We start from the raw sequence: 13,350 nt of genomic DNA on the forward strand, positions 1-13,350 counted from the left end.
GCAATTTCAGAACGAACAGTCAAGAATAATTTGAGGCAGGTCATGGCACGTAGTTGCGGATTTGAGCGGGAACAAAAACTGGAGCAGGCCATGGAGCTGTTCTGGCAAAAAGGCTTTGCCAACACCTCGGTGGCCGATTTGGTGGCCCATTTGGGCATTAACCGGTTTAGTTTGTATAACAGTTTTGGGGATAAGCAAAAGCTGTATGAAGAAGCGCTGGCGCATTACTTCACCCATGTCACGCAGCGCCATTTGCAGCCGCTGCGCCAGCCAGGTGCCGGATTGGCGCAGCTGGAGCAGTTTTTGCGGCATTTTGAGCAGCGCCAGCAAGAAAACCCTTTTGGTTGTTTCATTCAGAATGCGGTGGTGGAACACGCCGGGCGGGATGCCAAGGTGCAGGCTCAGGGGGAGCGATTATTCAGCGAGCTGCAAGCGGCATTAACGGCCGCCATCGCCAATGGCCAGCAGGCAGGGGAAGTTACCCGAGCGTTTTCTGCTGCGGCGCTGGCCGATTTGCTGCTGGTGCAAATTCAGGGGATGCGGGTACTGGGCAAGGCCAGGCGTTACGAGGATATTGGCCGCGCCGTGGCCTGCCTGTTACAGCTGTTGCGGGTAAAGGGCGAACCTTTGGCTTGCGCCGATGCAAGCGCCCCATAAGGAAAAAGGCGGCAATGCCGCCTTTTGAAAACCTGCAAGGTTTAACTTATTGGGCACCCGGCGTGGCAAATTTTGCCATCCATTCCTGCACCTGATGATACCAATAAAGGGAGTTGTTGGGTTTCAGGATCCAGTGGTTCTCGTCCGGGAAATACAGCATGCGGGACTCGACCCCGCGGGTTTGCAGGGTGCGGAACAATTCAAATCCCTGCCCCACCGGTACCCGCAAATCCAGCTGGCCGTGGCTCACCAGCGTCGGCGTATTGAAATTGGCCGCAAAATAATGGGGGGAGATGGCGCGGTACAGCTCCGGAATGTCCCAGTAATTGCCAAAACGGGTACTGTGTACGGCAAAGTCGGAGGACATCTGGGAGTACATGTCGTATACCGCCGCATGGATTAACAGCGCCTTGAACGGCTGTTTGGGCGTACCCAGAATGATGGAACTCAGGTAGCCGCCATAACTGCCACCCCCAGCCACCATGCGTTCGCCGTCAATCCAGGGCTGCTGTTTGAACCAGTCGGCAGCCTTGAGCACGTCTTCCAGTGACTTGTTTTTCCAGTCCGGATTGATAGAGTCGGCATAAGCCTGCCCAAAACCGCTGGAGCCATGGAAGTTGGGCCATGCGGTCACATAACCCCAGGAGGCGAATGTCTGGGCATTCCAGCGGAAGTGAAACCCGTCGCTGATGGCATTATGGGGGCCGCCGTGGATCAGCATGAACAGCGGGTATTTCTTGCTGCGATCAAACCCTGGCGGATAATGCACCCACATCTGGATGTCATCACCGTTATACCCCTTGTAGGTGACTGACTCATAGCTGCCCAGCTGCACATCCTTGAGTACGTCATCATTAAAGGTGTCAAGGCGCGACACCTTGCCGTTTTTGGGGTTAATGCGCACTAACTGGGGCGGATGCAGAAAACTTTCGTTAGTGGCAATGACCAAGCCGTTATCACTCAGTGCCGGCTGGCCAAAATTGGTGTGCTCGGTAATGGCCCTGGTTTTGCCGTTGTCTGCATCAATGTAATACACGCGGCTGGTGGCTGCATCATCAATGGCGGCATAAAAGCCGTCGCTGTCGGCTGTCCAGCGGTAGTTGCTGACAGAGCGATCCCACTTGCCGGTAAGGGTGCGCAGTTTGCGATCGTTTACATCCCACAGCATCAGCCGTGACGTGTCGGCGTAAAAGCCCGGGATGTGCTGCCGGGTAAAGGCCAGGGTTTTGCCGTCCGGGCTGAAACTTGGGGTGTCATCGGCAGCCGGGTTGTCCGGGGTGATGTTGTCTGCGCTGTCCCCTCCGATGTTGGCCAAAAACAGATCCACATTGGGGTTTACCCGATCATCAGAGCCATAACTGGCAAAGGCTATCCATTTCTCATCCGGTGAAATGTCGTAACTGCCGCTGTTCTGATAGGAGCGAAACAGTTCATGCCCCAACGGCTGGGTAATGGCCTCTACCTCGCCGCCATTGGTGGCAATGCGGAACACATGGGCTTGGCGCCGTTCATCCAGCCAGTGATCAAACGATGCGTAGGGCAGGGCATTCCACTGGTGGGCGGAGACTTTATTGTCTTTATCAGCCGTTAACTGCTTTTTGATTTCTTCCCAGTTTTTACCGGGAAAAACGCTGCTGATGAAATACAGGTGTTTGCCCACCCACTTGAGGGCCGACACTCCGCTTGGCACTTCGGTGAGGCGTTGGGCCTCCCCGGGGCTGTCCATGGGCAGCAGGTATATCTGGCCGGCCTCGTCATCGTTGCGTTTGCTGATGAACGCCAGGGTCTTGCCGTCAGGGGAGAATACTGGCGAGCTTACCTGCATTCCGGCAACGGTAAGGGGCCGCTGCTGTTTGCCATCGGCGGCAAACCACCACAGCTGGGTTGAACCTTTATCGGTTTCAACATCATAGGTGGTCACGGGCGCAATGATGTGATTGCCTTGGGGAGCAACCACCGGCGTACCGATACGCTTGAGTTGCCATAACACCTCTGCAGACAGAGGCTTGCTGGTTTCTGCTAGTGCCGATGCCGTGGGCATCAGCAGGCAAAGCAGTAGTAACGCTGCTTTTTTCACTGCGGACTCCTTGCAATAGTAGGTGACAGGGGCTGTATTATAATTTTTCAGGGCTAACCATTGCGGCAAAGGGTGAATGCCATCTGCCACAAACCCCTACGAGTGTAAGAATATTTGCGCTTAAAAGACAAGCGCTTTGCTCAGGGAAAACGGGCATTCCCAAGGCGGGAAACGACAGCATGACAAACGGCGTATCTGGCAGCCATGGCGCTTTTCTGATATGTTCGCTGCCGCAACGCCAGCGCTTCATGGGGCGCCCCGCCTGGTTTTTGGCCTGCATTTTGCCTAGGCCAGCGCTGGATGATGGCCTAGGGGGGGGATTTATGACGGGTGTTAATGACCCCTTAATCTTTCAGCCCTAGCGTGGCAACCCTGACATTCGGATGCAGCAATGGAAGTATGTGGCTGCATCCCGTAACAAGATGACATCACAAGGAAAGCAATGAAATCTCTTTCATCATTTATGACTGCCGGCATCTGCGGCGGTGCCATGCTGCTCAGCGTTAATGCCCATGCGGCCAACAGTACCATCGAAACCTCGGGGGATGTGGGCATGGTACTGGTACCGGCCATGGCCTGGGGGCTTAGCCAATGGAAGGATGACAGCGAAGGCCAGCAGCAGTTTTACTGGTCCATGGGCAGCACCTTGCTCACCACGGGTCTCCTTAAATACACCATTCATGAGCGGCGCCCGGATGGTGACGGCAACGACAGCTTTCCATCGGCGCATACCTCACTGACATTTTCTGCCGCCACTTACATCCAGCAGCGTTACGGCTGGAAAACCGCACTGCCTTTTTATGCGGCCGCCAGCTATGTGGGCTGGAGCCGGGTGCATTCCGACCGCCATTACACCAAAGACGTGCTGGCCGGCGCCTTGATTGGCTACCTGAATGCCCGCTATTTTACCGAGCCTTATCACGGGGTACAGATTTCCGCTTATGCGGCCGGTGACAGTGTTGGCCTCAACCTGAATATGGCATTCTAGTGCCCTTGTAATGTAACTGGGCAAATTGCGTGAAAAATCAGTCATTCATTAAAAAACTGGGCTATGCCGCCAGTGGCTTTGGCTATGCGGTCAGGCAAGAGCACAACATGCGCCGGCACCTGGCGGCAGCGTTGCTGGCTATCGTGGTGTTCAGCTGGGCCCAGCCAGCCGCGCTGTGGTGGGCGTTAATCATTTTGTGCATTGCATTGGTGTGGGCAGCTGAATTGCTGAACTCGGCGCTGGAAGGACTGATTGATCATCTGCACCCGCAAATTCACGAGCAGATAAAACACGTCAAGGACATGCTGGCCGCCATGGTGCTGGTATTGAGCATTGCGGCAGTGATTATCGGTTTGCTGGCGCTGTATTCCTGTTGGGGATAACGCCACGTTATGATGCTGGCGGCATGTGCCGAGTCAGGGTGACAAAGCCGGTGAAGCGGCATTAAGGTTGGGCAAAAAAACGGGCGCACGGCATTGGCCGCACGCCCGTTTTTCATGATAACTGCCAGTAGCTTACTGGTTTTTTTGTGCCTGTTGCAGTTGCGCTTTGGCCGCTTCCACTTTGGCAAAATCCAGCCCCAGCTCGGCAACCGCCTCTTTGATTAATGCGGGATTTTGCATGACCTGCATCATCAGTGCCTGCAGTTTTTCTGGCGGCAGGCCAAGCTGGCCCAGCGTGCCCATGGCCATCAGCGGGTTTTCCGTCAGGCGTTGGAATAACTGCTGGATTTGTTCATCACTGACATGGTGTTCTTTTAACAGGGCAATAATTGGATTCACGTGTGTTCCCGGAATGTCGATTGGCTTGAATAAGGCGGATTTTAGCATTGAGGCAGCGCCGAATGCATCCGTGATGTTCGCCACTGCCGCCATGCCCGGGGGTTATTGGGGATCGTAATCCAGCACCGGCGCCAGCCATTTCTCGGTTTCCTTGATGCTCATGCCCTTGCGCTTGGCATAGTCTTCCACCTGATCGCGGCCGATATTGCTCACCCCGAAATAGCGCGACTGGGGGTTGGCAAAATACCAGCCGGAAACCGCCGCGGTAGGGTACATGGCATAGCTTTCGGTGAGCTGCAAATCAATGCGGCTATCCGGTTGCAGCAGTTGCCACAGCAGCCCTTTTTCGGTGTGATCCGGGCAGGCAGGATAGCCGGGTGCCGGGCGGATGCCCTTGTATTTTTCCCGGATAAGCGCGTTATTGTCCAGATTTTCATCGGCGGCATAGCCCCAGAACTCCTTGCGCACCCGCTCATGGAGGCGTTCGGCAAAGGCTTCTGCCAGCCGGTCTGCCAGGCATTTGAGCATGATGGCGTTGTAATCGTCATGGGCAGCTTCAAAACGGGCCAGATGGGGCTCGATGCCGTGGCCGGTGGTAACGGCAAAGGCGCCCATGTAGTCGGCAACGCCACTGTCTTTGGGGGCCACAAAATCCGCCAGGCAGAAGTTGTGGTTGCCCACCCGCTCCACCTGCATCCGCAGATGATGGGTGGTCAGCAGTACCTGCTCACGGGTTTCATCGGTATACAGCGCCACGTCATCATGGTTGACGCCATTGGCCGGAAACAGGCCGAATACCGCTTTGGCGATCAGCCATTTCTCCTCGATAATGCGCTGCAGCATGGCTTGGCCGTCGGCATACACCTTGCGGGCCTCTTCGCCTACCACATCATCTTGCAGGATTTCCGGAAAATGGCCGTGCAGCTCCCAGGCGCGGAAAAACGGTGTCCAGTCGATGCGGCTTTGCAAATCCGTCAGCGGATAATCGTCAAACACCTCGATGCCCAACTGTTTGGGGGTGACGGGCGGTGTGGCCTGCCAGTCGTGCACCACTTTGTTTTCACGGGCCTTTTGCAGTGACACCAAGGGCTTGCGCTTGGTCTGTGCCAGGCGTTTTTCCCGCATCAGCGCGTATTCGGCATAGGTGTCCTGAATGGTTTGCTGACGGGTGGCGTCATTGATCAGCTTGCTGACCATGGGCACGGCACGGGAGGCATCGGGAATGTAGATGGCGCCATGGGGGTAATGGGGGGCGATTTTTACCGCCGTGTGGATTTTCGAGGTGGTGGCACCGCCGATAATGGCCGGAATGGTGAGCCCTTCCCGGGCGAAGGTTTTCACGTTGTGTACCATTTCATCCAGGCTGGGGGTGATAAGCCCGGACATGCCAATCACGTCCACCTTTTCCCGGCGGGCGGTTTCAATAATCTGCTCCACCGGCACCATGACGCCCAGATCTATCACCTCGTAGCCGTTACAGGCCAGCACCACGCCCACAATGTTCTTGCCGATGTCGTGCACATCGCCTTTTACGGTGGCCATCAGCACCTTGCCGTTACTGCTGCCCTGTATTTTTTCGGCTTCGATGAAGGGGTTGAGATACGCCACGGCTTTTTTCATTACCCGCGCCGATTTCACCACTTGGGGCAGGAACATTTTGCCGGCCCCGAACAGATCCCCCACCACGTTCATGCCATCCATCAACGGCCCTTCAATCACGTCCAGCGGCTGGGCGGCGGCGAGCCGGGCCTCTTCGGTGTCGGCATCAATAAATTCGGTAATGCCTTTGACCAGAGCATGTTGCAGACGTTTGTTTACCGGCAGGCTGCGCCATTGCAAATCCTCTTTCTTGGCGCCGTTGCTGCCACCGGTGCGGTATTTCTCGGCAATGTCCAGCAGCTGCTCGGTGTTGGAAGAATCTGCCACCGGGCAGGGCAGGTTCAGCACCACGGCTTCCACCCGCTGTTTCAGCTCCGGCGGAATGTCATCATAAATCGCCAGCTGCCCGGCATTCACAATGCCCATGTCCATTCCCGCCTTGATGGCGTGGTAGAGGAAGACCGCATGGATGGCCTCGCGCACCGGGTTGTTGCCACGGAAGGAAAACGACACGTTGGACACCCCACCGGAAATCATGGCGTGGGGCAGGGTGTCCTTGATGTCCTTGATGGCGTTGATAAAGTCCACGGCGTAGTTGTCGTGTTCATCAATGCCGGTGGCAATGGCAAAAATGTTGGGGTCGAAAATGATGTCTTCCGGGGCAAAGCCCACTTGATCCACCAGAATGCGGTAGGCGCGGGTACAGATGGCGGTTTTACGCTCACGGGTATCGGCCTGTCCCTGTTCATCAAAGGCCATGATGATGGCCGCGGCGCCATAGCGTTTCACCAGTTTGGCGTGTTCAATGAAGGTGGCTTCCCCCTCTTTGAGGGAGATGGAGTTGACGATGCCCTTGCCCTGAATGCATTTCAGGCCCGCTTCAATCACTTCCCATTTGGAGGAGTCAATCATCACCGGCACTTTGCTGATATCCGGCTCCGAGGCGATGAGGTTGAGAAACTTCTGCATAATCTCAACCCCGTCCAGCATGCCTTCATCCATGTTGATGTCGATGATTTGCGCGCCGCTTTCCACCTGCTCTCTGGCCACATCCAGCGCGGTTTCAAACTGCCCTTCCTTAATCAGGCGCAAAAAACGGGCGGAGCCGGTGACGTTGGTGCGCTCCCCTACGTTGACAAACAGGCTGCTGGCATCAATGGTCAGGGGTTCCAGCCCTGCCAGGCGACAGGCTACCGGCAGTTGGGGCAATGGCCGCGGTGCATGTTGGCTGACGGCTTCCCGTATGGCCTTGATATGGGCCGGCGTGGTACCGCAGCAGCCGCCCACCAGGTTCACCAGCCCCTCTTTGGCCCACTGGCCGATAACGTCCGCCATCTGCTGCGGGGTTTCATCATAGCCGCCAAATTCGTTGGGCAGCCCCGCATTGGGGTGTACCGACACAAAGGTTTCGCAGATGCGCGCTAGCTCTTCCACATAGGGCCGCAGCTCTTTGGGGCCAAGGGCGCAGTTAAGGCCAAAGGACAACGGCCGGATATGGCGCAGGGAGTTGTAAAAGGCTTCGGTGGTCTGGCCGGTGAGGGTGCGCCCGGAGGCATCGGTAATGGTGCCGGAAATCATCACCGGCAAACGGATGCCACGTTGCTCAAACACCTCGTCAATGGCAAACAGTGCGGCCTTGGCGTTGAGGGTGTCGAAGATGGTTTCCACCATCAGCAAATCGGCGCCGCCGCTTATCAGGGCATCGGCGGCCTGCATGTAGGCGCTGACCAGCTCATCAAAGTGGATATTGCGAAATCCCGGGTCGTTGACATCCGGGCTGATGGAGCAGGTGCGGTTGGTGGGGCCTAGCACCCCGGCCACATAACGGGGAATGCCGGTAGCGGCGGCCACTTCGTCGGCAGCTTCCCTGGCGAGCCTGGCCGCCTGCAGGTTGATTTCACTCACCAGCGCCTGCATGTCGTAATCCGCCATGGCTATGGTAGTGGCGTTGAAACTGTTGGTTTCCACAATGTCGGCACCGGCTTCAAGGTACTGGCGGTGGATGGACTTGATGATCTGGGGTTGGGTCAGCACCAGCAGGTCATTGTTGCCTTTCACGTCACGGTGCCAGTGGGCAAAGCGTTCGCCACGGTAGTCGGCTTCCTCCAGCTGAAAACCCTGGATCATGGTGCCCATGGCGCCGTCAATGATCAGAATCCGCTGGGCCAGAGATTGTTGAATGCTGCAACTGATTGCACGGTGGGAATGACTAATCATTGGAAGCCTTAATTACCTGTTACTAAAGTAAAAATTAACAAATACAAAGTTTTAAAATTGAGTTATGATCCAGATCACATTATTGTGATTATGACTGTAAACTTGTGTCATAGTACGGCTGCGGAATAACTACGGCTTGTTTGGATGTTTATACGTATAGACGTCCATAATAAGGATTCCATCGTTCTGCGGCAAGGTGAAATTGTTACCCATTTCGCGGGTGATAAAAACGAAGGAACCATCATGTCTTGCAACAGAAAACTGACGATTTACCTGATGCGCCACGGCAGTGGCACCGAGGGTGACATTTTACGAGGCCGTACTGACTCGCCCTTGAGCGAGCTGGGACAGGAGCAGATGTGGGATGCCTGGCGCGAGCTGTGTAACCATCTGCCTGAAGGTCAGCTGCTGCTGTTGAGTTCACCTGCCCAGTGTTGCAGCGGGTTTGCGGATAATCTGGTCAGTGAAATGCCGGAGTTTTTTGCCAAGCCCTTACAAAGTGCTGACTGGCTGCAGGAGCGGGATTTGGGCGAGTGGAACGGTAAATCCGCTGCCTCGCTGGCGCAAGCGTATCCGGCGCAAAGCGCGGCCTTTTTTCAAAACCCCTTGCTGTACACGCCGCCGCAGGGTGAAACCCCAGAGGCTCTTAAGGCTCGGGTTGACCACGGCTGGCAAACCCTGGTGCAGGGATTACTGGACAGCCAGCAGCACAGCGCCTTGCTGATCACCCATGCAGGGGTGCTGCGCACGCTGATAAGCCACCTGCTTAACCCGCAGCAGCCGCTGCTGGATGGGGTCTTCAATGCTCTTGAGTTGCCTCATGGTTCGCTGCTGAAAATCGAAATCGACGCCAGCCAGCAAGACGGCAACTGGCAATGCCAGCCCAAACTGCACTGGCAACTGTAGTTTTCCTCTTGGGGCGTACAAAGGCTGGCTGGGCACTGTCATAAGCTGTTAGCCTATAGCCATTAGTATGGTGCAGGTGGAGATAGGGAATGACGGCGGCGTTGCGGGCGGCAGATATTTCCTGGTCAGTGGCGGGCAACCCCATATTGACCGGGATTAATTTTTCTTTGTCGCCGGGAAAAATGCTGGGCCTGATTGGACCCAATGGCGCGGGCAAGTCCAGCTTATTGCGATGCCTGTATCGGTATATTCAGCCTGACAGCGGTAACATCTGGCTTAACGACAACAATATCAACCAGTTGTCGTTTAAGGCTTTTGCCCGTCAGGTGGCCGTGGTGTTGCAGGATACCCCCCCTCAATCGGACATGAGCGTGCACCAGCTGGTGGCAACCGGTCTGACCCCTTATAAAAGGCTTTTCGAGCAGGACTCTGCGGAGGATAATGACGCCATCACCGCAGCACTACGGCAAGTAGGGCTGGGCCATAAGCGTGACGAGTTGTTTCAGCACCTTTCCGGCGGTGAAAAACAGCGGGCATTAATCGCCCGGGCCATGGTGCAAAAACCGTCGCTGTTGTTGCTGGATGAGCCAACCAACCATCTGGATATCCGCTATCAAATTCAGGTGCTTGAATTGGTCAAAAGTCTCGGGATTAGCGTTATCGCATCGATTCATGATCTCAATCTGGCCGCGGCCCTGTGTGATGAGCTGTTACTGCTGCATCAGGGGCGGGTGGTGGCCAGCGGCGCTGCGGCGCAGGTACTCACTGAACAAAGGGTCAGTGAGGTGTTTGGCGTCTGCTGCAACATTGGCTCGCATCCACAAACGGGAAAACCGTTGATTCACTATTTTTACGGTTATCCTCCGGTAACAGATGATAAAACAGACATTCATGCCGTTGCGGACTAGCGGGCGCCAACTTCACCTTTGCGGTGGGGGCGACCGGCGGCTACAGGGCTGCTGGTTCATCGTATTGTTATTGCTGCTGGTTACACCACTGGCAGCAACGGCATTTGGTGCGGCGGATAACATCGGCGTACTGGATGTGGCCCGAACACTGGGCAACAAGATATTGGGCATGGGGCAAGTGCCTGATATGCGTCAACGGATTGTGTGGGAGCTGCGGCTGCCACGGGTGCTGCTGGCATTTATTGCGGGCAGCGGGTTGGCCTTGTGCGGCTATGTGCTGCAAACGGTCACCCGCAATCCATTGGCTGATCCATACCTCTTCGGCATCAGCGCCGGCGCGTCTTTTGGCGGCGTACTGGCACTGACGCTGTTGGGAGGCACCTGGCTGGCTTGGGTGTCGCTGCCATTAGGGGCATTTGCCGGGGCTTGTTTGTCAGTGCTGTTGGTGCTGGTGATGGCGGGCTCCCAGGCTGACCGTCAAGTCGAACGGCTGTTGCTGTCCGGGGTGGCGGTGTCCTTCATGTTTGGCGCATTCACCAGTTTGGTGCTGTATTTCTCCACGCCACAGGCAACCGCGTCGTTGCTGTTCTGGACGCTGGGCAGCTTCGCCCGGGCCGACTGGAACAGTGTGTGGATGCCTGCGGTGGTGGTGTTGGTGGCACTGGTGCTGATACTAGGTTATCGGCGGCAGATCCTGGCCATGCTTAGCGGCGATGAGACCGCGCACACCTTGGGGGTTAGGGTGATGCAGATGCGGCTGGGAATGTTGTTATTGTGCTCCCTCATCACCGCCACACTGGTGGCACAGTGCGGCGGCATAGGATTTGTGGGGCTGATGGTGCCCCATATGCTGCGTTTACTGCTGCCCGGACGGCATCAGATGGTGCTGACGGCATTGGTAGGCGGATTATTTATGGTGTGGGTAGATGTGCTGGCGCGCAGTTTGTTACCCGCCCAGGAACTGCCGGTCGGTATTATTACGTCGGCGATTGGCAGTGTATTTTTCTTGGCTGTACTGCATAGACGCAGACAGTATTAATCAGGATGAAAGGTTAAACATTATGTATTCGGTAACTCCCGTTAATCACTCATTTGATGAAGCCATCAAATCGCGGATACACCATAAAACCAAGTTGCGTGGTTCCCTCGGAAAACTGGAAGAAGTGGCGCTCAAACTGGCCCGTATCCAGTTTAAATCCCCCGATGACAAACTGGCGATTAAAAAGCCGGTAATGCTGGTATTTGCCGCAGATCACGGCGTGGCAGACTTCGGCGTGTCCGTGGGCAACAGCGCACTGACTGCCGAAATGATTGAAAATTTCGTCAAAGGTGGTGCGGCCATCAATGTCTTTTGCCGTCAGAATGGTCTGGCGCTGGAAGTGATTGACTGCGGTACCCGCCACCCGTTATCCCTGCCCCAGGTGATTAACCAGCGTTTGGGGGATGCCACCAAGCCCATCCATCTGGAAGAGGCCATGTCCATTGAAACCGTGTTTGAAGGGTTCAAAAAGGCAAAAGAACTGGTGAAGCACCACATCTATAACGGCAGCAACATGCTGGCGGTAGGTGAAATCGGTATCGGTAACACCACCTCTGCCTCTGCCGTGATGGCGGCCCTGACCGGCATTACCGTGGCGGAATGTACCGGCCGTGGCTCAGGCATTGATGAAGACTCCCTCAAAGAAAAGCGGATGATTGTGGAGCGCGCCCTGCAGCTGCATTACGCCAACCTGACCGATCCGGTGCGCACCCTGGCGTGCCTTGGCGGTTTTGAAATCGTGCAGATGACCGGCGCCATGCTGGCGGCGGCAGAGTTTGGCGTGCCGGTGGTGGTTGATGGCTTTACCTCCTCTGTGGCCGCATTGGCCGCAGTGAAATTGGCACCCGGTGTGCGTGAGTATCTTATCTTTGCCCATCAGTCTGCCGTGTATGGTCACAAGCAGTTGCTGGGACGTTTGGATGCCCATCCCATGCTGCACCTGAATCTGCGTTTGGGTGAAGGCTCCGGCGCCGCATTGGCCATGCCTTTGCTACACTCTGCGGTGAATTTTTACAATGAAATGGCGGCAGTGGACGGCTCTGATGCCGGATATGGCTGCAACTGCAGCGACAAATAACCGGTACTTGTGGGAACCGCCATTGCGGTTCCGACGACCCTTGGCGGTTTTAGCGTGCATCACGCACCAGTTCTGGCGCTAGCCTTGGTGGCAACATTGTGGCCATGCGGGTTGCCAGTTCTGGTGTGGTGCTTGCCGTTTATGTGGCAAAAAAGCCGCGTTTCCGGTTCCTCCCCCACCCCATTGCGCCATTTTACATGGCACCATTCTTTCTTGTTTCTTGTTGCCGTGCAGACGGATAAGCCTTTGCCTGGCAAGGGATGACGACGGTTACAACACAGTGTTACAGTGAGTGTCCTCAGGCCTTTATCAGGCCGTTTGCCCTATGCACATGGAGATGCTCCCTTGACGGAACAGTACAAAAACAATGACCGCCATCAGGCCAGACAACAAAAACTCAAACAGGCGGTGGATGCCAGGGTAGAGCGCGCCACCGCAGAAAAAGGGGTGTTGCTGGTGCTGACCGGTAACGGCAAGGGAAAGTCCACCGCAGGCTTTGGCACCATCGCCCGCGCCGTGGGCCATGGCAAGCAGGCGGCGGTGGTGCAGTTCATTAAAGGCAACTGGGTATGCGGTGAGCGCCGCTTGCTGGAATCTGCCGGCGTGCCGTTTGAAGTGATGGCCACCGGCTTTACCTGGGATACCCAGGATCGTGCCAGTGACACGGCCGCCGCGGAAAAAGCCTGGGCCGTGGCTGAAAAATGGCTGCAAGACCCTGGCATTGAGGTACTCCTGCTCGATGAGCTGACATACATGCTGAGTTTTCACTATCTGGATGTACAGCGGGTAGTGACAGCCCTGCAACAACGCCCTCCCATGCAGCACGTGATTGTGACCGGTCGCAATTGCCATCGTCAACTGTTGGAATTGGCCGATACGGTAAGTGAAATCAATAACGTGAAACATGCCTTTGACAGTGGCATTAAAGCCCAGCCCGGGTTTGATTATTAAGCCGGCAAGAAACCTTTGCGAGCCTGGCAAGCCGGGCATCATGCAAACCGAGTGAAAAATGGGGCGCTGCACTGAGGTAGCGCCTAGCCGGGGTATCACTCAGTCGTCACCGGGTTAGACTTCGGGGCAAACCAAGCTTGCACCCCAT

At 55.9% G+C, this 13,350-nt stretch carries 12 protein-coding genes; 8 read left to right on the plus strand and 4 right to left on the minus strand.

The features are described 5' to 3' along the window. Positions 1-42: 42 nt before the first annotated feature. Positions 43-657, plus strand: coding sequence for a TetR/AcrR family transcriptional regulator (locus ACIDEJ_RS03045; protein ID WP_411986626.1), 615 nt, complete (start codon positions 43-45; stop codon positions 655-657). 46 nt (positions 658-703) lie between these two features. Here the strand turns inward: ACIDEJ_RS03045 and ACIDEJ_RS03050 are convergent, their stop codons facing one another. Together ACIDEJ_RS03050 and ACIDEJ_RS03055 are read right to left on the minus strand one after the other, a co-directional pair. Beyond that, the gene (locus ACIDEJ_RS03050; protein ID WP_411986627.1) at positions 704-2,734 is read right to left on the minus strand and encodes a S9 family peptidase; all 2,031 of its coding nucleotides are present in this window, start codon (positions 2,732-2,734) and stop codon (positions 704-706) included. Between the two features lie 37 nt (positions 2,735-2,771). Then, entirely contained in the window at positions 2,772-2,984 is a 213-nt protein-coding gene (locus tag ACIDEJ_RS03055; protein ID WP_411986628.1) for a hypothetical protein, read from the minus strand. 192 nt (positions 2,985-3,176) lie between these two features. On the opposite strand from ACIDEJ_RS03055, the gene ACIDEJ_RS03060 reads away from it, so the two are divergent. Both ACIDEJ_RS03060 and ACIDEJ_RS03065 read left to right on the plus strand, forming a co-directional pair. Continuing rightward, positions 3,177-3,722: a phosphatase PAP2 family protein gene (locus ACIDEJ_RS03060; RefSeq protein ID WP_411986629.1), complete on the plus strand. Its 546-nt coding sequence runs from the start codon at positions 3,177-3,179 to the stop codon at positions 3,720-3,722. Positions 3,723-3,751: 29 nt separating this feature from the next. Next, complete coding sequence (locus ACIDEJ_RS03065) at positions 3,752-4,105, plus strand: diacylglycerol kinase (RefSeq protein ID WP_411986630.1); 354 nt, start codon at positions 3,752-3,754, stop codon at positions 4,103-4,105. Positions 4,106-4,237: 132 nt separating this feature from the next. Here the strand turns inward: ACIDEJ_RS03065 and ACIDEJ_RS03070 are convergent, their stop codons facing one another. Then, positions 4,238-4,504: a DUF2999 family protein gene (locus ACIDEJ_RS03070; RefSeq protein ID WP_411986631.1), complete on the minus strand. Its 267-nt coding sequence runs from the start codon at positions 4,502-4,504 to the stop codon at positions 4,238-4,240. Positions 4,505-4,606: 102 nt separating this feature from the next. Next, a complete protein-coding gene (metH, locus tag ACIDEJ_RS03075) occupies positions 4,607-8,320 on the minus strand; it encodes a methionine synthase (protein WP_411986632.1) in 3,714 nt (1,237 codons plus the stop codon). 243 nt (positions 8,321-8,563) lie between these two features. Here metH and ACIDEJ_RS03080 point away from each other — a divergent pair, with 243 nt between their 5' ends. From ACIDEJ_RS03080 to cobO, 5 genes are all read left to right on the plus strand, one after another. After that, complete coding sequence (locus ACIDEJ_RS03080) at positions 8,564-9,226, plus strand: histidine phosphatase family protein (protein WP_411986633.1); 663 nt, start codon at positions 8,564-8,566, stop codon at positions 9,224-9,226. 89 nt (positions 9,227-9,315) lie between these two features. Then, positions 9,316-10,134 carry an ABC transporter ATP-binding protein gene (locus tag ACIDEJ_RS03085; protein ID WP_411986634.1) on the plus strand — a complete coding sequence of 273 codons (819 nt, stop codon included), beginning with the start codon at positions 9,316-9,318 and terminating at the stop codon, positions 10,132-10,134. After that, positions 10,118-11,173 (plus strand): FecCD family ABC transporter permease, encoded by a 1,056-nt coding sequence (locus ACIDEJ_RS03090; RefSeq protein WP_411986635.1) that lies wholly within the window; start codon positions 10,118-10,120, stop codon positions 11,171-11,173. Before ACIDEJ_RS03085 ends, ACIDEJ_RS03090 begins: the two co-directional genes overlap by 17 nt. 22 nt (positions 11,174-11,195) lie before the next feature. Next, positions 11,196-12,251 (plus strand): nicotinate-nucleotide--dimethylbenzimidazole phosphoribosyltransferase, encoded by a 1,056-nt coding sequence (gene cobT, locus ACIDEJ_RS03095; protein WP_411986636.1) that lies wholly within the window; start codon positions 11,196-11,198, stop codon positions 12,249-12,251. A 345-nt stretch (positions 12,252-12,596) separates the two neighbouring features. Beyond that, positions 12,597-13,202 (plus strand): cob(I)yrinic acid a,c-diamide adenosyltransferase, encoded by a 606-nt coding sequence (gene cobO / locus ACIDEJ_RS03100; protein ID WP_411986637.1) that lies wholly within the window; start codon positions 12,597-12,599, stop codon positions 13,200-13,202. Positions 13,203-13,350 lie beyond the last annotated feature (148 nt).

Origin of the sequence: Shewanella mytili, from assembly GCF_046765975.1 — a bacterium.
Lineage (GTDB): Bacteria > Pseudomonadota > Gammaproteobacteria > Enterobacterales > Shewanellaceae > Shewanella > Shewanella mytili.

Excerpts from the sequence above, each read along its gene's own strand:
- ACIDEJ_RS03045 (WP_411986626.1), top strand. The coding sequence starts at position 43 with ATGGCACGTAGTTGCGGATTTGAGCGGGAACAAAAACTGGAGCAGGCC.
- ACIDEJ_RS03055 (WP_411986628.1), bottom strand. The coding sequence starts at position 2,984 with ATGAAGCGCTGGCGTTGCGGCAGCGAACATATCAGAAAAGCGCCATGG.
- ACIDEJ_RS03060 (WP_411986629.1), top strand. The coding sequence starts at position 3,177 with ATGAAATCTCTTTCATCATTTATGACTGCCGGCATCTGCGGCGGTGCC.
- metH (WP_411986632.1), bottom strand. The coding sequence starts at position 8,320 with ATGATTAGTCATTCCCACCGTGCAATCAGTTGCAGCATTCAACAATCT.
- ACIDEJ_RS03080 (WP_411986633.1), top strand. The coding sequence starts at position 8,564 with ATGTCTTGCAACAGAAAACTGACGATTTACCTGATGCGCCACGGCAGT.
- ACIDEJ_RS03085 (WP_411986634.1), top strand. The coding sequence starts at position 9,316 with ATGACGGCGGCGTTGCGGGCGGCAGATATTTCCTGGTCAGTGGCGGGC.
- ACIDEJ_RS03090 (WP_411986635.1), top strand. The coding sequence starts at position 10,118 with ATGCCGTTGCGGACTAGCGGGCGCCAACTTCACCTTTGCGGTGGGGGC.
- cobT (WP_411986636.1), top strand. The coding sequence starts at position 11,196 with ATGTATTCGGTAACTCCCGTTAATCACTCATTTGATGAAGCCATCAAA.